Origin of the sequence: Amycolatopsis sp. cg9 (genome assembly GCF_041346945.1) — a bacterium.
Classification (GTDB): Bacteria; Actinomycetota; Actinomycetes; order Mycobacteriales; family Pseudonocardiaceae; genus Amycolatopsis.
This window is the reverse complement of the sequence record NZ_CP166850.1, coordinates 7,293,736-7,317,763: the sequence shown is the minus strand read 5'-3', so window position 1 is coordinate 7,317,763 and position 24,028 is coordinate 7,293,736. Positions and strand designations below refer to the sequence as shown.

At 74.5% G+C, this 24,028-nt stretch carries 2 protein-coding genes; both read right to left on the bottom strand.

The features are described 5' to 3' along the window. Positions 1-8 precede the first annotated feature (8 nt). Positions 9-3,983 (bottom strand): amino acid adenylation domain-containing protein, encoded by a 3,975-nt coding sequence (locus tag AB5J73_RS34105; RefSeq protein WP_370962897.1) that lies wholly within the window; start codon positions 3,981-3,983, stop codon positions 9-11. Further along, positions 3,980-24,028, bottom strand: a complete 20,049-nt coding sequence (locus AB5J73_RS34100) for a non-ribosomal peptide synthase/polyketide synthase (protein ID WP_370962896.1) — start codon at positions 24,026-24,028, stop codon at positions 3,980-3,982. Before AB5J73_RS34100 ends, AB5J73_RS34105 begins: the two co-directional genes overlap by 4 nt.

Below are 24,028 nucleotides of genomic sequence, written 5' to 3'. Positions count from 1 at the left end.
GTTCTCCTTCACTCGTCGGCGGTCACGGGGAGCCCGGCCAGCACGGCCCGGGCCAGCTCCGCCACGTGCGGCGGTTCGACCATGTCCCAGTGGTGGCCCGGCACCGGCGTCACCGTGAGCTCGCCGCGCGTGCGGGCGCGCCAGCTCTCCGGCCGCACCTCCGGGCGGCCCTTCACCGGGTGGGTGCCGGTGGAGGTGATGAGGTGGATCCCGGTGTCGACGACCGCCCGGCAGCGGTAGGCCTCGACGGCGTCCTTGCCCGCGAGGTAGACCCGCGCCATCTGCTCGACGACGGCGTTGCCCGCGACTTCGGACACCATGCCGCGGTCGCGGGCCTCGGCGAGCATCTCGTCGAGGGTGTCGGCCGCCCCCGGCGCCAGCTTCAGCACGGCCTCGCCGAACCACGCCAGCGGGTCGCTGGTGTCGACCTCCGGCAGCGGGTTGCCGTAGTCGTCGACGCCGAGCACGGTGGCGTCGATGACGCACAGGTGCTCGACGGCCCGGCCCGCTTTTTCCAGCTGGGCGGCCATTTCGAAGGCGACCGAGCCGCCCTGGGACCAGCCCGCGAGCCGGATCGGCCGGTCCCCCGCCACCGGCAGGAGGTCCGCGACGAACGCCGCGGCCAGCTCCTCGATGGTGTGGACCGGGTCTTCGCCGGGCGCGAACCCGGGTGCCTGCAGACCGAACACCGGCAGCGCCGGGTCCAGCTCGGCCACCAGCTGCAGGTACGGGAACGGGCTCCCGGCGGTCGGCGGCAGCAGGAACAGCGGTGCGACGCCCGCGCGGCCCGGCGAGAGCGGGACGACCAGTCCCCCGGCGCTTTCCCCGGCGCGGATGAGGTCGGCCAGCGCCCGGACCGTCGGGGCGCGGAACACCTCGGCCAGCCCGACGGTCGCGCCCAGCTCGGCCTTGATCCGGTCCACCAGCACGACCGCCAGCAGCGAGTGCCCGCCGACGTCGAAGAAGCCGTCGGTGACGCCGACGCGGCGGCCGAGCAGGTCCTCCCACAGCTTGGCCAGCGCCATCTCCAGCTCGTCGCGCGGGAGCACCCCGGACGTCGACACCGGTGCGGCGTCCGGGGCGGGCAGCGCGACCCGGTCGACCTTGCCGTTGGACGTCAGCGGCAGGGTGGCCAAAGTGGTCAGCGTCGCCGGGACCATGTACTCCGGCAGCCGCTCGGACAGGTGCGCCCGCAGGGCGTCGGCGTCCACGGTGGACGGGGCGACGTACCCGGCGAGCGCGCCGTCGCGGACCACCGCGACCGCCTCGGTGACGCCGGGGCCGCCGACCAGCGCGGCCTCGATCTCGCCCAGCTCGATCCGGTAGCCGCGCACCTTGACCTGGTGGTCGGTGCGGCCGACGAACTCCAGGCGCCCGTCCGGCAGGTAGCGGGCGAGGTCGCCGCTGCGGTAGAGGCGGCCGGGGCCGAACGGGTTGGCCACGTACTTAGCCGCGGTCAGGCCGGGGTTGCCGGCGAACCCGCGGGCCACCCCCGCACCACCGGCGTACAGCTCGCCGGTGACACCGACCGGGACCGGCCGCAGGTGCTCGTCGAGGAGGTAGACCTCGGTGTTCCAGATCGGGCGGCCGACCGGGATCGGCGTGCTGACGCACTCGGCGGCGGGCAGCAGGTTGATCACGTTCGCCACCGACGTCTCGGTGTGGCCGTATTCGTTGGCCACCACGACGTCGGGGGCGTGCTCGCGCCAGAACTCCAGCGCTTCCGCGGTGAGCTGCTCGCCGCCGACGACCAGGTGCGCGGCCGCCGCCGCGGCTTCCGGGGCGAGGCAGCGGCGCAGCGGTTCGAGGTGGGCCGGGGTGAGCTTGACGAAGCTGAACTTCCGCCCGCTCGACAGCACGTCCGCGAGGCCCGCCACCGGGTGCTCGTCCTCCGGCACCAGCGTCACCGTCGTGCCGCACAGCAGCGGCAGGAACAGCCCGGTGACGGTGAGGTCGAAGGCGAGCGACGAGTGCACCGGGGCGCCGTCGCCCTCGTCGGCGCGGTAGGCCTGGCGGCACCAGTCCAGGTAGTGCAGCACCCCGCGGTGGCTGATCTGGACGCCCTTGGGGCGGCCGGTCGAGCCGGAGGTGTAGATGACGTAGGCGAGGTTTTCCGGGTCGACGACCGGGTCCGTCCACGGCACCGGGTCGTCGGCGACCGGCTCGTCGGCCAGCAGCTTGATCTCGCCGAGGTCCGCCCCGGCGTACCGGCGGGTGGTGACGAGGACGCGGGCGCCGGCCTGGCGGAGCATGTACTCCTTGCGGTCCTGCGGGTAGGCCGGGTCGAGCGGGATGTAGTGGCCGCCGGTCTTGAGGACGGCCAGCAGCACCGGCAGCAGCAGCGGGCCGCGTTCGCAGAGCACGCCGACCGGGGTTTCGACGCCGACGCCGTGGGCGCGCAGCCGCTGGGCCAGCCGGGTCGCACGGGCTTCCAGCTCGGCGTAGGTCAGCTCGGTGCGGCCGCAGCGGACGGCGATCGCGTCCGGGGCGGACGCGGCCTGCGCGGCGATCCGGCCGTGCACGGTGCCGCGCAGGTAGGGCTCGGCGGTGTCGTTCCACTTCCCCAGCAGCAGTTCCCGTTCGTCCGCGCCGAGGACGTGCACTTCGGACAGCCGGGCGCCGGGGCGGGCGGCCAGCTCCGTGAACAGCCGGACGAAGTGCTCGCCCATGCGCGCCATCCGGACCTCGTCGAACAACGCGGTCGCGTACTCCAGCACGCCTTCGACCGACCCGTCGGCCTGGCGGACGAAGGAGATCATCAGGTCGAACTTCGCCGTCGTCGACGGGAGGTCCACCGGCGACACCCGCAGGTCGCCCAGCGCGGCTTCCCCCTCGGACGCGTCGTAGACGGCGAACATGACCTGGACGACCGGGGTGTGCGCGAGGTCGCGCTCCGGCGCCAGTTCCTTCACCAGCCGCTCGAACGGCAGGTCTTCGTGCGCCTGGTCGGCCAGCCGGGCCACGCGGACGCGGTCGGCGAGCGCGGTGAAGTCCGGGTCGCCGGAGAGGTCGCCGCGGGCGACGACGGTGTTCACGAAGAACCCGACCATGTGCTCCAGCTCGGCCCGGCCGCGCCCGGCGACCGGGGTGCCGACGGCGATGTCCTCGCGGCCGGTGTGCCGCCCGAGCACGACGTACGCGGCGGCGAGCAGCGTCACGAACGGCGTCGCGCCCGTGTTCTTTCCCTGGTTCAGTACCGCCTCGGCGGCGGCCGCGGGGATGGTGAAGCGAACCGAAGCTCCGTGGTGGTCACGCTGGGCCGGGCGCGGGCGGTCCGCGGGCAGCTCCAGAGTCTCCAGTTCGGCGAGCCGCTCCTTCCAGTACGCGAGGTCGGCCGTGTGGGCGTCCACCCGGGACTGTTCCCAAACGGCGAAGTCCGCATAGGACAGTTCGACCGGGGGCAGCTCGGTGCCGGTGTAGAGCTTGCGCAGGTCGCCCAGCAGGATCGGCAGGGACCAGCCGTCGCAGGCGATGTGGTGGACGTTCAGGGCGAGCACGTGCCGCTCGGGTGCCTCGCGGACCAGCAGCGCCCGGAAGACCGGCCCGGCGGCCAGGTCGAACGGGCGGCTGACGTACTCCGCCAGCAGCGTGTCCAGGTCACCCTCGACGACCGGCAGGTCGACCGGCGCCGGAGCTTCGATCACCTGGCGCGGCTTGTTGTCCTCCGCGGTGTAGGTCGTGCGCAGGATCTCGTGCCGCGCCACCAAGGCGTCGAGCGACCGCCGGAGCGCCTCGACGTCGAGGGCGCCCTCCAGCCGGAGCAGGAGCGGCACGGCGTACTCGGCGCTGTCCGGGTCGAGCCGGTCGAGGAACCACAGGCGCTGCTGCCCGGCCGACAGCGGCAGCGGGGCGCCGCGGTCGGCCCGGCCGAACGCCCGGGCCGGCGTGGCGGCCCGGCCGCGCAACCGCTTCGCGAGCACCGCGGCCCGCAGCCGCGCGGCGCGCTCGGCGTCGGCGTCGGGGCGGATGTCGAACGTGGTCATGCGCTGGCCTCCTCGGTGAGGGAGTCGAGGAGCTCCTGCTCGGACATGCCGGCGAGCTCGGCCTCGATCTCGGTGTGGACCACGGCGGCGAGCGCGGCGACCGTGGTGGTCTGGAACAGCACGGGCAGGGAGAGGTCCACCCCGAACGCGGCCTGCAGCCGCATCCGGACCTTGGCGGCGAGCACGGAATGCCCGCCGAGGGCGAAGAAGTCGTCGCCGAGCCCGACGCGGGGCACGCCGAGCACCTCGCTCCAGATGTCGGCGATCAGCTGTTCCTCGGGACTGGTGGGGGCGAGGTAGTCCGCGACTTCCTCGGCCGGTTCGGGCAGCGCCGCCCGGTCGAGCTTGCCGCTGGCGTTGACCGGCAGCGCGTCGAGGACGACGAACGCGCCGGGCACCAGGTGCTCCGGCAGCCGCTGCCCGAGGAACGCCCGCAGGTCCGCGGCCGTCACGTCACCGGCGACGTAGGCGACCAGGCGTTTCTGGCCGGCCGGGTCGGGCTTGGCGAGCACGACCGCCGCGGTCAGTGCCGGGTGCGCCCGCAGCGCCGACTCGACTTCGCCGAGTTCGATGCGGAAGCCGCGGATCTTGACCTGGTCGTCGGTCCGGCCCAGGAACTGCAGCTCCCCGGCCCGGGTCCGGCGGACGAGGTCGCCGGTGCGGTACATCCGCCCGCCCGCCGGGTTCGCCACGAACCGGCTCGCGGTGAGCCCCGGCCGCCCGAGGTAGCCGCGGGCGAGGCCCGGGCTCGCCACGTACAGCTCCCCCGCGACGCCCGGCGGCACCGGCTGGAGCCGGTCGTCCAGGACGTACGCGCTGGTGTACCGCAGCGCCCGGCCGATGGTCACCGGAGCGCCGGTCACCAGGGGTTCGGACACCGTGGACACGACGGTGGCTTCGGTCGGGCCGTACATGTTGAGCATCCGGCGGCCCGGTGCCCACTTCGCGACCAGCTCGGGCGGGCAGACGTCGCCGCCGACCACGACCGTCCGGAAGTCCGGCAGGTCCGGGTCCTCCACGGTGGCCAGTGCCGCGGGCGGGATCAGCGCGTGCGTCACCCGGCCTTCGGCGAGGACGTCCCGCAGCTGGTCGCCCAGGAGCGGACCGGGCGGGGTGACCACCAGTGCGGCGCCGGTCATCAGCGACGCGCACAGCTCGAGGATCGACGCGTCGAAGCTCGGGGACACGTACTGCAGCACCCGGTCGCCCGGGCCGACCCGGTAGGCCGCGATGGTGTTGGCCACCAGCGTGCCGAGGCCGGCGTGGCTGACCACGACCCCCTTCGGCCGTCCGGTGGAGCCCGACGTGTAGATCACGTACGCCGCGTTCTCCGGCCGGACCTCGACGGCCGGCGGCCTGTCGTCCACTGTGGACATCTCGAGGTCCCTCAGCACCACCACCGGATCGGCGTCGTCGAGCATGTACCGGATGCGCTCGGCGGGGTAACCGGGGTCGATCGGGAGGAACGCGGCTCCGGTCTTGACCACCGCGAGCTGCGCCACGACCAGGTCGGCCGAGCGCGGCAGCAGCAGCGCGACCACCGTTTCCGGAGCGGCCCCGCGTTCGCGCAGGGCGTGGGCCAGGCGGTTGGCCGCCCGGTCCAGCTCCCCGTAGGTCAGCGAGTCCGGCCCGGCCACGACGGCCGGGGCGTCCGGGTTCCGCCGCACCTGGGCCTCGACGAGCCCGGCGAACGTCCCGCCCGGCGCATCGGCTTCGGCCGCGGTGACCTCGGCCGCGTCGAGCATCGGGACGCGGTCGACCGGACGCGCCGGGTCGGCGGCGAACCCGGCCAGCAGCCGCAGGTACCGGTCGGCGAACGCGGCGACCGTGTCCTCGTCGAACAGCGCGACCGGGTACTCCAGCACCCCGCCCACCTCGCCGGAGGCCTGCTCGCGCAAGACCATGGCGAGGTCGAACTTGGCCGCGCCGGTCTCGACACCGAGGGGCTCGCAGTCGAGCCCGGCGAACTCCCAGCCGCCCGCGGACACCGTCTGCAGCGCGAACATGAGCTGGACCAGCGGGTTCCGGCTCGGGTCGCGGTCGGGTCGCAGCTCGGCGACGACCCGGTCGATCGGGACCTCCTGGTGGCTGAAGGAGTTCAGCGCCGTCTCCCGGACCCGGCCGAGCAGCTCGGTGAAGCCGGGCGAGCCGGTCAGGTCCGCGCGCAGGGCGAGGGTGTTGACGAACTGGCCGATCAGCCGCTCGGTGTCGGGGTGGTCCCGGCCGGCGACCGGGCTGCCGATCGCGAACTCCCGCAGCCCGGTGTGCCGCGAGACGAGCACCTGGAACCCGGCGAGCAGCGTCATGAACAGGCTCGCCCGTGCCTGCGCGCCGACCTCGCCGAGCCGGGCGGCCAGCTCCGCGGGCACGGTGAACTCGTACCGCGCGCCGCGGGGGTCGCGCACCGGCGGCCGCGGCCGGTCGATCGGCAGCTGGACGACCTGCGGCACGCCGGCCAGCTGCGTCCGCCAGAACTCGACGTCCGCTTCGGTCGGCTGGGACCAGGCCGCGACGTCGGCGTACTGCACCGGCAGCGGCGGCAGCTCGGCGCCCGCGTAGAGGTCACGCAGCTCCTCGGCGAGGACGCCTTCCGACCAGCCGTCGAGGACGATGTGGTGCGCCGACAGGAGCAGCACGTGGTCGTCCTCGGCCAAGCGCCCGAGGGCGGCGGCGAACACCGGCCCGGTGGTGAGGTCGACGCCCCGCACCGCCAGGAACGGCTCGATCGCGTCGATCTCGGTGACCGGCAGCGGGACGGGCCCGGCCGGGTCGACGACCTGCCGGGGCTCGCCGTCGAGCTCCACGAACCGGGTGCGCAGGACCTCGTGCCGCTCGACCAGCTTCGTCAGGGCGGCGGCGAGGGCGTCGACGTCCAGCGGGCCGCGGAGGCGGACCGCGTTGGGCACCAGGTACTCCGCGCTCGAGGGTGCCATCCGGTCGGCCAGCCACATGCCGGTCTGCACCCCGGCCAGGGGCGCCGGGCCGTCGGGGCGCTTCGGGATGGCCTCGAACTCGCGCTTGGTGGCGCGGGCGACCGCGCCGGCGAGCTCCGCGACCGTGGGCGAGTCGAAGATCAGCCGGATCGGGATGTCCGCCGAGAGCCGCTTGCGCAGCTCGGCGACCACCCGCACGCCCAGCAGGGAGTGCCCGCCCAGGTCGAAGAAGTTGTCGTCCGCGCCGACCCGCTCGACCCCGAGGACGGTCCCCAGCACCGCCGCCACCAGTTCCGCCACTGGTCCTTCCGGGGCGCGGTACTCGGCGCCGGCCGCGGCCGGCGCGGGCAGCGCCTTGCGGTCGATCTTGCCGCTCGTGGTGGTCGGGAACTCGGGCAGCACGCTCAGCGCCGTGGGCACGAGGTACACCGGCAGCCGCTCGCGCAGCTGTTCGCGGATCTCGCCTTCGGTGAGCGTGACGCCGGCCTGCGGGGTCACGTACCCGGCGAGCCGCTTGTCCCCCGGCACCGGCTGCCACACCGTGACCGCGGCTTCGCGCACGCCGGGCAGCTCCAGGAGGACCTGCTCGACCTCGCCGGGCTCGACGCGGATGCCGCGGATCTTGACCTGCGAGTCCTGGCGGCCGAGGAAGGTCAGCGCGCCGTCGGGGGTGCGCAGGCCGCGGTCGCCGGTGCGGTAGAGCCGCTCACCCGGGTCGAACGGGCTGGCGAGGAACGCCGACGCCGTCTTGACCGGGTCGCCGAGGTAGCCGCGGGCCAGGCCGACGCCGCCGATGAACAGGTCGCCGGGGACGCCGACCGGGACCGGCCGCAGGTGCTCGTCGAGGACGTGGATCCGGTTGTTGGCGATCGGCGAGCCGACGCTCACCGAACCCGCTCCGTCCACATCGGACCGGAGGCACTCGCGCATCGTCGAGTCGATCGAGACCTCGGTGGCGCCCCACTGGTTGTGCAGGGTCGCGTGCTCGCCCAGGCGGTCGAAGAACAGCTTCAGCAGTTCCGGCTGGAGCGCCTCGCCGCTGGTGATGACGTTGCGCAGCGGCTTGAGGGCGGCGCGGTCGGCCGGGGTCAGCTGCTCCAGGAACAGCGTCAGCATGCTCGGCACGAACTGCAGGTTGACCACCCGGTGCCGGAGCGCACCTTCGAGGATCGCGGCCGGGTCGCGGTGCAGGCCCGGCGGGATCAGCGCGACCCGGCCGCCGACGACGAGCGGCCACAGGCATTCCACGGCGGCGTCGTCGAACACCAGCGTCGTCTTCTGCAGGACGGCCTCGCCCGGCTGGAGCCGGTAGGTGTCCTGGTGCCAGCGCAGCCGGTTGACCCAGCCGCGGTGGGTGCTGGCGACGCCCTTCGGTTTCCCGGTGGAGCCCGAGGTGTAGTAGATCGACACCAGGTTGTCCGGGTGCGTGGTGTCCGGCAGCTCCGGTGCGTCACCGTCCAAGCCGGACACTTCGAGGAAGACGACCTCGGTGCTGTCCGGGGCCGGTGCGCCTTCGTCGATCAGGCAGACCGGGGAACGCGCGTCGCCGAGGATGCCGAGCACCCGCGGTTCGGGCGCGTCGGTCTCGATCGGGACGAACGCGCCGCCCGCCTTGAGGATCGCGACCAGGCCGACGATCAGGTCGATCGAGCGGTCCATCCGCAAGCCCACCGGGACGTCCGGGCCGACCCCGTGCGCGGCCAGCCGCGCGGCAAGCACCCCCGCCCGGCGTTCGAGTTCGGCGTAGTCGATGCTCTCGTCGAGGTATTCGACGGCCGGGGCGTCCGGGGTCTTCCGCGCCTGCTCGCCGATCAGGTGGTGCAGGCAGACGCTCTCGTCGTAGGCGACGGCGGTGTCGTTGACGCCGTGCACGAGGTGCTCCCGTTCGGCCTCGCCCAGCAGGTCCAGCTCGCCGACCGGGGTGCCCGGCGCGTCGGCGAAGCGGGCCAGCAGGGTGGTGAAGTGGCCGGCCAGCCGCGCGATCGTGGTGGCGTCGAACAGCGCGGTCGGGTACTCGAAGATGCCGGTCAGCGCACCGTCGGTGTCCTGGGCGAGTGCGAGTTCGAGGTCGAACTTGCTCACCCGGGTGTCGACGGCGAGCTTCTCGACGGCCAAGCCCGGCAGCGCCCAGCCCGCCTCTTCGTTGTTCTGCAGGGCGAACACGATCTGGACCAGCGGGGTGCGGGTGAGGTCGCGCTGCGGGCGCAGCAGCTCGACGATCCGGTCGAACGGGACGTCGTCGTGGTCGAACGCGGCCAGCGTGCTGGTGCGGACGCGGGTCAGCAGCTCGGTGAACGCCGGGTCGCCGGTCAGGTCCGCGCGCAGCGGCACGGTGTTGACGAAGTGCCCGACGAGCGGCTCGGTCTGCGGGTGGGCGCGGCCGGACACCGGGGTGCCGATCGCGAAGTCCCGCATGGCGGTGTAGCGGCCGATCAAGACCTCGAAGGCGGCGAGCACGGTCATGAACAGGCTCGCACCGTGCTCGGCGCCCAGCTTCTTCAGGCGGCCGACGACTTCGGCCGGGACGTGCACCGGGGTCTTGGCGCCGTCGATGTCCCGGGTGAGCGGCCGCGGCCGGTCGGCGGGCAGCTCGGCGACGTGCGGCATACCGTCGAGGGCCCGCTGCCAGAAGGCGAGCCCGGCTTCGTCGGACGCGCTCGTCTGCCACGCGGCGACATCGCCGAACTGGACCGGCAGCGCCGGGGGCCGGATCCCGGCGTAGTGGTCGCGCAGTTCGGCGGCCAGGACGCCCATGGACCAGCCGTCGGCGACGATGTGGTGCAGGAGCAGGACGAGGACGTGGTCGGTGGCCGAGACCCGGCCGAGCGCGGCGCGGAAGACCGGTCCGTGCTCGAGGTCGAGCGGGATCTCGACCTGCGCCCGGACGAACGCGGCCACGTCGTCCACATCGGACACCGGAAGCGGCAGCGCCCGCACCGGGTCCACGACCTGGATCGGCTCCCCGCCGGCCTCCACGAACCGGCTGCGCAGCACCTCGTGCCGGGCCACCAATGCGGACAGGGCACCCGCGAGGGCCTCGGCGTCGAGGTCGCCGCCGATCCGCAGGGCCAGCGGAACGAGGTACTCCGCGGAGCCCGGGGCGAGCCGGTCGGCGAACCAGAGCCCGCGCTGCACCGGCGAAAGCGGCGTGCGGGCTCCGGCCCCGCGGACCGGGATCGGTTCGAAGTCCGCCGTGGACGCCTCCGGCACGAGCCGGGCCAGCGCCGCGATCGTGGGTGCTTCGAACAGCGCCCGCACGCCCAGCCGGACGCCGAACTCCGTGCGCATCCGGCCGGTCACCTTGGCCGCCAGCAGCGAGTGCCCGCCGAGGGCGAAGAAGTTGTCCGCCACCCCCGGTTCCGGCACGCCGAGGACGTCGGCCCAGATCGCGGCGAGCGCGGTCTCCACCGGGTTGCGCGGGGCCACGTGCCCGGTGACGACCCGCTGCGGCGCGGGCAGCGCGGCCCGGTCCAGCTTGCCGTTGGCGGTCCGCGGCAGCTCGGCAAGGGGCACGATCACCGACGGCACCAGGTACTCCGGCAGCCGCGCGGCGGCGAACTCCGAGACCGCCGTCGGGTCGGCGGTGCCCACGACGTAGGCGACCAGCAGCCCGTCCCGGACCACGACCGCCGCCTGCGTGACGCCGCTGTGCGCGGCCAGCACGGCCTGCACTTCGCCGGGCTCGACGCGGAAGCCGCGGATCTTGACCTGGTCGTCCGCGCGGCCGGCGTACTCCAGCACGCCGCCGGCGTTCCACCGGGCCAGGTCACCGGTGCGGTACATCCGCTCCCCCGCCCGGAACGGCGACGCCACGAACCGTTCGGCGGTCGCGCCGGGCTGCCCGAGGTAGCCGTGCGCGGTGCCGACGCCGGCCAGGTACAGCTCGCCGACGACCCCGGCGGGCACCGGCCGCAGCCGGGCGTCGAGGACGTAGGCGTGCTTGCCGGTCAGCGGCCGCCCGATCGGCACCGGCCCGTCCACCGCCGTGACCGGGTGGAAGGTGCTGAAGCCCATCGTCTCGGCCGGGCCGTAGCCGTTGACCACCGCCACGTGCGGGTACTCCCGCAGCACCTTCGCCAGGTGCGCGGGCGACGCCGCCTCGCCGCCGGTCATCGCGCGGCGGACCGTCGCGAAGACCGCCGGGTGCTCGTCGACCAGGAAGTTGAACAGGCTCGCCGAGACGTCCAGGACCGTGACGCCGTGCGCCAGGACCAGCTCCTCGATCAGCGCGGGCTCGGGCCGCTGGCCGGGCTGGAGCACGACCGTGCCGCCGGCCAGCAGCGGGCCGAGCAGCTGCGTGCCGAACGCGTCCCACGACACCGGCGCGCACTGCAGCCAGACGTCGTCCGGGCCGAACCCGGCGTAGTCCTGGCCGGTCAGCGTGCCCACGACCGCGCGGTGCGGGGCCGCGACCGCCTTGGGCACCCCCGTCGAACCGGAGGTGAACATGACGACGGCGAGGTCGTCCGGGTTCCCGGGCAGGCCGAGAGCACCGCCGTCGCGCACGGCGATCGCGGCCGCGTCTTCGACGACGTCGATCCGGCGCCAGGGCAACGAGCGCCCATCGGTGACGACGACCGCGGCCGACGTCCGCCGCAGCGCCCCGATGAGCCGTTCCGCCGGGAAGTCCGTGTCCAGCACGGTGTAGGCGGCGCCGGCCTTGAGCACGGCCAGCAGCGCGACGGCGAGCCGCGGCGAGCGTCCGATGTGGACACCGACCAGGTCGCCCGGCCGGACGCCCTCGGCGATCAGGTGCCGGGCCAGCCGGTTGGCTTCGGTGTCGAGCTGCCGGTAGGTCAGCACTGAGCCTTCGAAGACCAGCGCGGTCGCGTCCGGGGCCCAGGCCGCCTGCCGCTCGAAGAGCTCGTGCAGCCGCACCGCGGGCGCGGTGACCTCGGTCGTGCCCTGGGCCAGCAGCGCGGCGCGCTCCCCGGCGGTGAGCAGGTCCAGCTCGGTCACCGGGACGTCCGGCGTCGTGACGGCGGCGGTCAGGAACCGCGCGAACCGCTCCGCGATGGCGGCCGCGGTGGCCGCGTCGAACAGGTCGGCCGCGTACTCCAGCTGCCCGGTCAGCCCGCCGGGGCTGCCGTCGGCCGCGTGGTTCTCCTCGATGCCCGCGGTCAGGTCGAACTTGGCGACGTCCCGGCGGACCGCGATGCCTTCGGTGGCCAGCCCCGGCAGGCTCAGCCGTGCGGTGGCGTTGTTCTGCAGCACCAGCATCACCTGGAACAGCGGGTGCCGCGCCGCCGAACGCGCCGGGTTCAGCTCCTCGACGACCCGCTCGAACGGGACGTCGGCGTGCGCCAGCGCGGCCAGCCCGGCGTCGCGGACGCGGTCGAGGAGCTGCCGGAACGTCGGCTGCCCGGACACGTCGGTGCGCAGCACCAGGGTGTTGACGAAGAACCCGGCGAGGTCGTCCAGCGCGGTGTCGCCACGGCCGGCGACCGCGGTGCCGAGCGGGACGTCATCGCCCGCGCCGAGCCGCGACAGCAGCGCCGCGAACCCGGCCTGCAGCGCCATGAACAACGTCGCGCCGCCGCGGCGGGCCAGCTCGGCCAGTCCGGTGTGGACGTCCGCGCCGAGCGCGAACTCCACCGAGCCACCGCGGTGGCTCGCCAACGCCGGGCGGACCCGGTCGGCGGGCAGCGCCAGCTCTTCGGGCGTCCCGGCGAGGGTGTCGCGCCAGAACGCCAGCTGGCCGGCGAGCTCGCCGTCGTCGAGGACTTCCCGCTGCCACAGCGTGTAGTCCGCGTACTGCACCGGCAGCGGCGCCCAGCCCGGCGCCTGGCCGTCGAGCCGGGCCGCGTAGGCGGTGGCCAGGTCGCGCCACAGCGGCGCGGCCGACCAGCCGTCGGACGCGATGTGGTGCAGCACCAGGAGCAGCACGTGGTCGTCGGCGGCGACCTCGACCAGGTGGGCCCGGATCGGCAGCTCGGTGCGCAGGTCGAAGACGTGCGCGGCGGCCTCCGCGAGGACGTCGTCCAGCCTGTCCTCAGTGGACCGGACGACCGTCCAGGGCACCGGAGGAGCGGTCAGGATCTCCTGCCACGGCTCCCCTTCGTGCGAGGGGAACACCGTCCGCAGCGACTCGTGCCGCTCGACGACGTCCGCCAGTGCGGCCCGCAGCGCGGCGACGTCGAGCGGGCCGCGCAGGCGGAGCGCACGCGGGACGTCGTAGCCCGCGTTGGCCTCCTCGGCCTGGTCGACGAACCACAGCCGCTGCTGCGCGAACGACAGCGGCAGCCGCTCGGGCCGCTCGCGGCGGGTCACCGGCGGGCGCGCCGGAGCGGCGTCGCCGAGGACTTCGGCCAGCCCGGCGACGGCCGGGGTGCGGAACAGGTCCCGGATGCCCAGCTCGACGCCGAGCACCGCGCGGACGCGGCCGATCAGCCGGGCCGCCAGCAGCGAATGCCCGCCCAGGTCGAAGAACCCGTCGTCCAGGCCGACCTCGGGCAGGCCGAGCACCTCGGCGAACAGCCCGCAGAGGACGTTCTCGGTGACGGTCCGCGGCCGCCGCCGGGACCCGGCGGCGAAGTCGGGGGCGGGCAGCGCGCGGCGGTCGAGCTTGCCGTTCGCCGTCCGGGGCAGCTCCGCCAGCGGCACGATCGCCGACGGCACCAGGTAGTCCGGCAGCCGCTCGGCCAGGTACGCCCGCAGCGCGGCCGGTTCGGCGGCGCCGACGACGTACCCGAGCAGGCGCCCGTCGCGCACGACGACGGCCGCCTGCTCGACGCCGTCGTGGCGGGCCAGCACCGCCCGGACCTCCCCGGGTTCGACGCGGAAGCCGCGGACCTTGACCTGGTCGTCGGCGCGGCCGACGTACTCCAGGACGCCGTCGGCGCGCCAGCGCACGAGGTCGCCGGTGCGGTACATCCGCTCCCCCGGCACGAACGGCGAGGCCACGAACCGCTCGGCCGTCGCGCCGGGCAGGCCGCGGTAGCCGTCGGCGAGGCCGTGGCCCGCGAGGTACAGCTCGCCCGTGACTCCGGGCGCGGCCAGAGCCAGGTGCGCGTCGAGGACATAGGCACGCTTGCTCTCGACCGGCCGCCCGATCGGGATCGCCGCCCCGTCGAGGTCGGCCGCGGTGATCGGGTGGAACGTCGTGTAGCCCATGCTTTCCGCGGGGCCGTAGCCGTTGATCAGCCGGACGTCCGGGTACTCGCGCAGCGCCTTCGTGACGTGCTCGACCGAGGCCGGCTCGCCGCCGGTCATCGCGCGGCGCAGCACGGTGAAGACCTGCGGTTCGGAGTCCAGGAGGTAGTTGAACAGGCTCGCCGAGGCGTGCAGCACGGTGACGCCGTGCTCGGCGACGAGCGCGGCGATCCGCTCCGGCTCCGGGTTCTGGCCCGGCTGCAGGACCGTGCGGCCGCCGTAGAGCAGCGCGCCGAACAGCTGGAGCGCGAAGCCGTCCCACGAGACCGGCGCGCACTGCAGCCACACCTGGTCGGCGTCGAAGGTGGCGTAGCGCTGGCCCATGGTCGCGACGACCCCGCGGTGCGAAGTCGCGACGCCCTTGGGGACGCCGGTCGAGCCGGAGGTGAACATGACGCAGGCCAGGTCCGCCGGGGTCAGCTCGACGCCGGGGTCGGTCGCGTCCGGGTGGGTCGGCAGCGCCGTCAGCACCCGCTTCACGCCCGCCTGCTCGGTGACCGCGGCCAGCCGCTCGGCCGGGTAGCTCGGGTCGAGCAGGGTGTAGGCGGCACCGGACTTGAGCACGCCGAGCACCGCGACGGCGAAGTCGAAGCCGCGCTCCAGCAGGACCCCGACCACCTCCCCGCGGCGGACCCCGTCGTCGAGCAGGTGGTGGGCGACCTGGTTGGCGCGGGCGTTCAGCTCGCCGTAGGTCAGCGACTCGCCCTCGAAGAGGATCGCGACAGCGCCGGGGTCCTGCCGTGCGACGATCGTGTGCAGGCAGTCCACGGGCGCGTCGCTCACCTGGACGGCGTTGCCCGCCGCCAGCACGAGGTCGCGCTCGGCGGCCGTGAGCACCTCGAAGTCCGAAGTGGACGTGGCGGGCGCGTCGGCGATCTGCTCCAGCAGCCGGACGAAGGCGCTCGCCAGCCGCTCGGCGGTGGCGGCGTCGAAGAGCGCGGTCGCGTATTCGAAGGCACCGGTGATCCCGCCGCCGTCGGCGTGCTCCTCCAGCGCGGCGGTGAGGTCGAACTTGGCGACCGCGCGGGCCACCTCGTACGGCTCGGTGTCCACTCCGGACAGTGCGACGGCCGGGGTGTGCTGCTGCAGCACCAGCATCACCTGGAACAGCGGGTGCCGGGCCGCCGAGCGCGCCGGGTTCAGCTCTTCGACCAGCCGCTCGAACGGGACGTCGTCGTGCTCGAAGGCGCTCAGGTCGGCTTCGCGGACGCGGGCCAGGAGCTCGGTGAACGCCGGGGCGCCGCTGAGGTCCGTGCGCAGTACGACGGTGTTGACGAAGAACCCGACGAGCTCGTCGAGCGCCGGATCGGGCCGGCCGGCGACCGGGGTGCCGATCGGGATGTCGTCCCCGGCGCCGAACCGCGCCAGCAGCGTCGCGAGCGCGGCTTGCAGCACCATGAACAGCGTCGCGCGCTGCCCGGCCGCCAGCTCCAGCAGCCGCGCGTGCAGCTCGGCCGGGATCGTGACCGGCGCGGACCCGCCGGTGTGGTCGGCGGTGGCGGGCCGCACGCGGTCGTAGGGCAGCGCCAGCTCCTCGGGCAGCCCGGCCAGCGCGTTCGCCCAGTAGGCGACGTCGGTGTCGAGTTCCCGTTGCCACAGCGTGTAGTCCGCGTACTGCACCGGCAGCGGTGTCCACTTCGGAGCGTTTCCGCCGAGCCGGGCCGCGTACGCCTCGGCGAGGTCGCCGAGCAGGACCGGGATCGACCAGCCGTCGCCGGCGATGTGGTGGGTCAGCACCAGCAGGACGTGCTCGTCCCCTCCGGTGAACAGCCAGGATCGCACCGGTGGCGCGGCGGCCAGGTCGAACGGGGTCCGGGCGGCGTCGGCGACCGAGCCGGTCGCCACCTCGAACGGGACCTCGAAGGAGTCCAGGATCACCTGGTACGGCCCGGATTCGTCTTCGGCGTAGTACGTGCGCAGAGCTTCGTGGCGACCGGCCACATCGGACAGCGCCGCTGCCAGCGCGGCGGTGTCGACGTGGCCGCGCAGCCGCAGCGCGATCGGCATGTGGTACGCGGTGTCCGCGCGGTCCATCCGGGCCAGGAACCACAGCCGCTCCTGGCCGGGCGCCAGTGGCAGGCGCGCCGGCCGCTCGCGCCGCGTCACGGCCGGGCGGGCCGCGACCGCGACGCCGAGGCTTTCGCTCAGCCCGGCCACGGTCGGGTTCGCGAACAGCGCCCGCACGGTGACGTCGAGGCCGAGCACCGCCCGGATCCGCCCGGCCAGCCGGGTGGCGAGCAGCGAATGCCCGCCCAGGTCGAAGAAGCCGTCGTCGATCCCGACCTCGGGCACACCGAGGACCTCGGCGAACAGCTCGCACAGGGCGTGCTCCCGCGCGGTCCGCGGGAGCCGGCCCGCGCCGGTCTCGACGGCGGGTGCGGGCAGCGCCTTGCGGTCGAGCTTGCCGTTCGGGGTCCGGGGCAGCTCGTCGAGCAGCACGAACGCCGAGGGCACCATGTACCCCGGCAGCGCGGCGGCCAGGTGGCGGCGCAGGTCCTCGGCCTCGACCGGCGCCGCGGGCACGACGTAGGCGACCAGGCGCTTGTCCCCGGGCCGGTCCTCGCGGACCACGACCGCGCGCAGCGCGACGGCCGGGTGCGCGGCCAGCACGGCCTCGATCTCGCCCAGCTCGATCCGGAAACCGCGGATCTTGACCTGGTGGTCGACGCGGCCGAGGAAGCGGAGCTCGCCGTCCCGGCGGCGGGCGACCAGGTCGCCGGTGCGGTACATCCGCTCGCCCTCGGCGAACGGGTTGGCGACGAACCGGTCGGCGGTCAGGTCAGGCCGGCCGAGGTAGCCGCGCACGACGCCGTCACCGGCGAGGTACAGCTCCCCCGGGACACCCGGCGGCACCGGCCGCAGCGCCCGGTCCAGCACGTACACCTGCGTGTTGGCGATCGGCGTGCCGATGGTCGGCGCCCCTTCGCCGACGCGGGCGGTGGTCGACCAGATCGTCGTCTCGGTCGGGCCGTACATGTTGGTCACCGACGCGGCCCGGGCCCGCAGCGCGACCGCGAGGTCGTCGGGCAGGGCTTCGCCGCCGACGAGGACGTGCACGCCGGAGAGGTCGGCGGGCTCGGCCAGCAGCGCGTGGAACAGGCTCGGCGTCGCCTGCAGGAGGGTGGCGTCCTCGGCGAGCGCGGCCAGGGCCCGGGTGTCGCGCACGTCGTCGCGGCTCGCGAGGACGACGGTCGCCCCGGCCAGCAGCGGCGCGAAGATCTCCAGGCCCGCGATGTCGAAGCCGACCGTGGTGACGGCCAGCAGCCGGTCCCCGGCCGCGATCCCGAACCGCTCGACCATGTCGAGCAGGAAGTTCAGCAACGGGCGGCGCGGCACGACGACGCCCTTGGGGCGGCCGGTCGAGCCGGACGTGAAGATCACGTACGCGGGGCTGTCCGGCGACGCCGTGTGCCCGAGGTTCCCGACTTCACCTTCGAAGACGAGTTCGTCGCGGGTCAGGACGAGGGCCGGGTCGGCGTCCTCGAGCATCATCGCGATGCGGTCGGCCGGGTAGTCCAGGTCGAGCGCCAGGTAGCCCGCGCCGGTCTTGAGCACCGCGAGCATGGCGATGATCAGCTGCTCGTCGCGGGGCATGGCGAGGGCGACGTACCGCTCCGGCCCGGCACCGCGGCCGGCGAGGTGCCAGGCGAGCTGGTTGGCGCGGGCGTTCAGCTCCGCGTAGGTGAGCTTGACCGCGCCGAACTCCAGCGCGGGTGCGTCCGGCGTGCGGGCGGCCTGGGCTTCGAACAGCTCGATCACCGAGGTGTCCGGGACCGGCACCGCCGTGCCGGCGTTGGCGGCGTCGATCGCCGCGGCTTCCGCGGGCGCCAGCAGGTCCACTGTGGACAGCGGGGCCGCGGGGTCCTCGACGGCGGCGGTCAGCAGGCGGGCGAACCGGTCGGCGAGGTCGGCCGCGGTGCCCGGCTCCAGGAGATCGGTCGCGTACTCCAGGTACCCGCCGATGCCGCCCGGAGTCCCGTCGGCGTCCGTGCTCTCCTCCAGGTTGAGGGTGAGGTCGAACTTCGCGGTCGCCGTGGCGACCGGCACGTCCGCGGCGGTCACGCCGGGCAGGGCCAGGTTGGCCACGACGTTGTTCTGCAGGGCGAGCATCACCTGGAACAGCGGGTGCCGCGCGGTCGACCGGGCCGGGTTGAGCCGTTCGACGATCCGCTCGAACGGGACGTCGGCGTGGTCGAACGCGGTCAGGGCGCGCTCGCGGACCCGGTGCACCAGCTCGGTGAAGCTCGGGTCGCCGCCGAGGTCGGTCCGCAGCACGAGCGTGTGGACGAAGAAGCCGACCAGGTCGTCGAGCGCGGCGTCCGGGCGGCCCGCCGACGGCGTACCGATCGCGACGTCGTCACCCGCCCCGAGCCGGGACAGCAGGGCGGCGAACCCGGCCTGCAGCACCATGAACAGCGTCGCGTGCTCGCCGCGGGCCAGCTCCAGGAGCCGGGCGTGCAGGTCCGCGCCCAGGCTCACCGGCAGGGTGGCGCCCCGGTGCGTCGCGACCGGCGGGCGCGGGTGGTCGAAGGGCAGGTTGATCTCGTCCGGCAGCCCGGCGAGCGCCTCGGCCCAGTGCTCCAGCGACTCCCCGGCCGCTTCCTGCTGCCACAGCGCGTAGTCCGCGTACTGCACCGGCAGCGGAGTCCACTTCGGACTCACCCCCTCGGCGCGGGCGGCGTAAGCGGTGGAGAGGTCGCGCAGCAGCGGGGCGAACGACCAGCCGTCGCTCGCGATGTGGTGGGTGACGACGAGCAGGACGTGGTCGTCGCCTTCGCCGAGCAGAGCCGCGCGGATCGGGAGGTCGGCGGCGAGGTCGAACTCGCGGGCGGCGAACTCGGCGACGTCCACCGGGCCGTCGGTCCACGGCAGCTCGGTGAGCGGGCGGATCTCCTGGCGGGGCACACCGTCGGTGTCCGGGAAGACCGTCCGCAGGGCCTCGTGGCGCTCGACGACGTCGGCGAACGCCTGCCGCAGCGCGGCCGCGTCGAGCGGGCCGGTCAGCCGCAGCGCCCGGGGAACGTGGTAGGTCGCGCCCGCCTGGTCGAGCTGCTCGACGAACCACAGGCTGCGCTGGGCCGGCGACAGCGGCAGGACCTCGGGCCGCGGCCGGGCCACGACGGCCGGGCGCGCCGCACGGGCGCCTTCGAGCACCGCGGCGAGGCCGGCGACGGTCGGCGCGCGGAAGACGTCCGCCACCCCGATCCGGGCGCCGAGCACCGCGCCGATCCGCGCGACCAGCCGGGCCGCCAGCAGGGAGTGCCCGCCGAGCGCGAAGAACCCGTCGTCGACGCCGACCGCTTCGACGCCCAGCACGTCGGCGAAGAGTCCACAGAGGACTTCTTCGCGCGGGGTGCGCGGGGCGCGGCTCGTGCTCGTGCGCTCCGGCGCGGGCAGCGCGCGGTGGTCGAGCTTCCCGTTGGCCGTCCGCGGCAGGGCGTCGAGGAGCACGAACGCCGAGGGCACCAGGTGCTCGGGCAGCCGCTCGGCCAGGTACGCGCGGAAGTCGGCCGGCTCGCCCACGACGTAGGCGACCAGGAGCTTCTGCCCCGGCCGGTCTTCGCGGACGACGACGGCGGACTCGGTGACGGCCGGGTGCGTGCCCAGCGCGGTCCGGATCTCGCCCGGCTCGACGCGGAACCCGCGGATCTTGACCTGGTCGTCGGCTCGGCCGACGTACTCCAGGATGCCGTTCGCCCGGCGGCGCACCAGGTCGCCGGTGCGGTACATCCGCGCCCCCGCCTCGAAGGGGTTCGCGACGAAGCGGACGGCGGAGAGGTCCGGGCGGCCCGCGTAGCCGTCGGCGATCCCGCCGCCCGCCGCGTACAGCTCGCCGACGACGCCGGGCGCGACCGGGCGCAGCCGCTCGTCCAGCACGTACGCGCGCTTGCCGTGCAGCGGCACCCCGATCGGGATCGGCGCGCCGGTGAGGTCGGCGCTCGTGACGCGGTGGGAGGTCACGAAGATCATGTTCTCGACCGGGCCGTAGGCGTTGGTGAAGGCCACGTCCGGGAAGGTCCGGACGGCCCGCGTGAGGTGCGCGACCGACGCCGCCTCCCCGCCGGTGTAGACCTCGCGGAGGTGCTCGAACACGCCCGGGTACTCGTCGAGGAGGAAGTTGAACAGGCTGGCGGAGAAGAACGCCGTCGTGACGCCGTGGCGCGCGACCAGCTCGGCGATGAGCGCGGGCTCGGGCTTCGGGCCCGGCTGCAGCACGCAGGCGGCACCGGTGAGCAGGGCGCCGAACAGCTCGAACGCGAAGGCGTCCCAGGACACCGGCGCGGTCTGCAGCCAGACGTCCCCGCCGTAGCCCTGGCCGAGGATCGTGGTGGCGACGGCTTCGTGCGAGGCGACGACGCCCTTCGGGGTGCCGGTGGACCCGGAGGTGAACATGACGCAGGCGGGCCCGGCCGGGGACACCGCGCGCTCCGGCGCGCTCGTCGTCGGCCGCACGAAGGACAGGTCGTCGAGCACGAAGGGCGCGTCGACCTGCTCGGCGAGCAGCTGCCGCCGTTCGGCGGGGAACGACGGGTCCAGCAGCGTGTAGCCGCAGCCGGCCTTGAGCACGCCGAGGATGGCGGCGACCAGGTCCGGGCCGCGGTCGAGGCAGATCGCGACGATCCGCCCGGCCGGGACGCCGGTCAGGAGCGCGGCGACGCCGTTGGCGCGGGCGTCCAGCTCGGCGTAGGTGACGGCGCGGTCTTCGAACAGCAGCGCGGTGCGGTCCGGAGTGCGGCGGCCGTGGCCCTCGACGACCTCGTGCAGGGTGACGGCCGGCTCGGCGGGCGCGCGCATCCCGCCCGTGGCGGCCTGGGCGCGCTCGGCGGCGTCGAGGAGGTCGAGGTCGCCGAGCCGCGTGTCGGGGTTCTCCGCGACGGCGGCCAGGACGCGCAGCAGGCGCGCGGCCAGCGCGGCGGCGGTCTCGCGGTCGAACAGGTCGCTCGCGTACTCCAGGAGGCCGGTCAGCTCGCCGTCGCGTTCCTCGAAGATCGCGGCCAGGTCGAACTTCGCGTAGCCGATGTCGACGCGTTCGCCGGTGGCGCGCACACCGTCGATGGCGAGTTCGGCGGCGAGGTTGTTCTGCAGCACCAGCAGGACCTGGAACAGCGGGTGGCGGCCGAGCGAGCGGGCCGGGTTCAGTTCCTCGACCACCCGCTCGAACGGCACCTCGGAGTGCTCGAACGCGGCCAGGCACGTCTCGCGGGCCCGATCGAGCAGCTCGCGGAACCTCGGGTCGCCGCCGGTGGCGGTGCGCAGGACGACGGTGTTGACGAAGAACCCGACGAGGTCGTCGAGGGCGGCGTCGGTGCGACCGGCCACCGGGGAGCCGACGGGGACGTCCTCCCCCGCGCCGAGCCGGGTCAGCAGCGCGGCGAACGCGGCCTGCAGCACCATGAACAGGGTCGCGCCTTCCGCCGTGGCCAGGGCCGCCAGCTTCCGGTGGACCTCGGCGGGCACGTCCATCGGGACGACGCCGCCGCGGTGGCTCGCGACCGCCGGGCGCGGCCGGTCGGTGGGCAGCGGCAGTTCCTCGGGGGCACCGGCCAGTGCGTCGCGCCAGTACGCGAGGTCGCGCTCGACCGGCAGTTCGCGTTGCCACAGCGTGTAGTCCGCGTACTGGACCGGCAGCTCGGTCCACTGTGGAGCGTCTCCGGCGAGCCGGGCCGCGTAGGCCTCGCCGACCTGGCGCAGCAGCGGGGCCATCGACCAGCCGTCGCAGGCGATGTGGTGCACGACGAGCAGCAGCACGGCGCCGTCGCCGGGCAGGGTGAACAGCGTGGCGCGGATCGGCAGCTCGCGGGCGAGGTCGAACGCGGCCTCGGTGGCGGCGGTGAGGTCCCGGCTCAGGGTGTCCTCTGTGGACACTTTGACGACCCACGGGACTTCGCCGCCGGGCAGGATGTGCTGCACCGGCTCGTCGCCGTCGCGGGTGAAGATCGTGCGCAGGCTCTCGTGCCGGGCGGCGACGTCCTCGACCGCCGAGCGCAGCACCTCGGCGTCGACCGGGCCGGTCAGGCGGACGGCCTGCGGGACGTGGTAGCTCGCGTTCCGGGTGTCGGCCTGGTCGAGGAACCACAGCCGCCGCTGGGCGAACGAGAGCGGCATCGGCTCGGGACGCCGCCGCGGGGCCAGCGGCACGCGGGCCGGTGCGGCGTCTTCGAGGAGCTCGGCCAGCCCGGCCGGGGTCGGCGCGCGGAAGACGTCACCGATCGCCGCTTCGACACCGAGGGTGGCGCGGATGCCGGAGACGAGCTTCGCCGCGAGGAGGGAGTGACCGCCGAGGGCGAGGAAGCCGTCGTCGATGCCGACGCCCTCGACGCCGAGGACCTCGGAGAACAGGGTGCACAGCGCGGCTTCCCGCGGCGTGCGCGGGGCGCGTCCGGTGCGGGGGGCGGCCCAGTCGGGGGCGGGCAGGGCCTTGCGGTCGAGCTTGCCGCTCGGGGTCAGCGGGAGTTCTTCGAGCACGACGAACGCGGCCGGGACCATGTACTCCGGCAGGTGCTCCGCCAAGGCCGCGCGCAGGGCGCCGAGGTCCGGGCTGCCGTCCGGCACGAGGTAGCCGACCAGGCGCTGGTCGCCCTCGCGGTCCTCGCGGGCCAGCACGCACGAGCCGCCGACGCCGGGCTGGCGGTCGAGGACGGCCTCGATCTCGCCGAGTTCCACGCGCAGGCCGCGGATCTTGACCTGGTGGTCGGTGCGGCCGAGGTAGTGCAGCGCGCCGGTTTCGTCCCAGCGGGCCAGGTCCCCGGTGCGGTACATCCGCTCCCCCGGCTCGAACGGGCTGGCCACGAACCGCTCCGAGGTGAGGCCCGGCCGGCCGTGGTAGCCGCGGGCCAGCTGGATCCCGGCGAGGTACAGCTCGCCCGCTTCCCCGGGTGCCACCGGCTCCAGCCGCGCGTCGAGGACGTAGGTGCGGGTGTTCCACACCGGACGTCCGATGGGGACGGACGTCTGGCCGGGACCGCACGCCCAGTACGTGACGTCGACCGAAGCCTCGGTCGGGCCGTACAGGTTGTGCAGCTCGACGCCGGGCAGGGTGGCGAAGAACCGGGCCTGCAGTTCGGCGGGCAGCGCTTCCCCGCTGCAGAGCACGCGGCGCAGGCCGGTGCAGGTCGCGGCCGCGGGGTCGAGCAGGAAGGCCTGCAGCATCGACGGGACGAAGTGGACGGTCGTGATCCGCTCGGCGCGGATCAGCCCGGCCAGGTACGCGGGATCGCGGTGCCCGCCGGGCCGCGCGACGACGAGCGTGGCGCCGGTCAGCAGCGGCCAGAAGAACTCCCAGACGGAGACGTCGAAGCTGGACGGCGTCTTCTGCAGCACGCGGTCGTCGGGGGTGAGGCCGTACTCGGCCTGGGTCCAGGCGAGCCGGTTGACGATGCCTTCGTGCGGCACCAGCACGCCCTTGGGGCGGCCGGTGGAGCCGGAGGTGTAGATGGCGTAGGCGAGGTCCTTTGTGGACGTTGCCGGTTCCGGCGCGGCGGCCGGGTAGGCGGTGAGGTCGACGGCGTCGAGGAGGATGGTCTCGGCGTCGAAGAGGTTCGCGTGGCGGGTCTGGGTGAGGACGACCGGCGCGGCGCTGTCGGCGACCATGTAGGCCAGCCGGTCGGCCGGGTAGTCCGGGTCGAGCGGGACGTAGGCGCCGCCGGCCTTGAGCACCCCCAGCAGGGCGATCACCAGCTCAAGGGACCGGTCGGCGCAGACGCCGGTGAGGACGCCGGGGCCCACGCCCCGCTCGACCAGGAGATTCGCGAGCCGGGCAGCTCGTTCGTGGAGTTCGCGGTAGGTGAGGGTTCCGCCCTCGAACACCAGCGCCGTCGCGTCCGGGGTGCGGGCCGCCTGCTCGGCGAGCAGCCGGGTGAGCGTGCGGCCCGCCTCCGGGACGTCGGTGGTGGTGTCGTTCCAGGCCGCCAGCAGCTGCCGGGCGTCGTGGTTCACGGTGATCAGCTCCAGTTCGTTCAC

Excerpts from the sequence above, each read along its gene's own strand:
- AB5J73_RS34105 (WP_370962897.1), bottom strand. The coding sequence starts at position 3,983 with ATGACCACGTTCGACATCCGCCCCGACGCCGACGCCGAGCGCGCCGCG.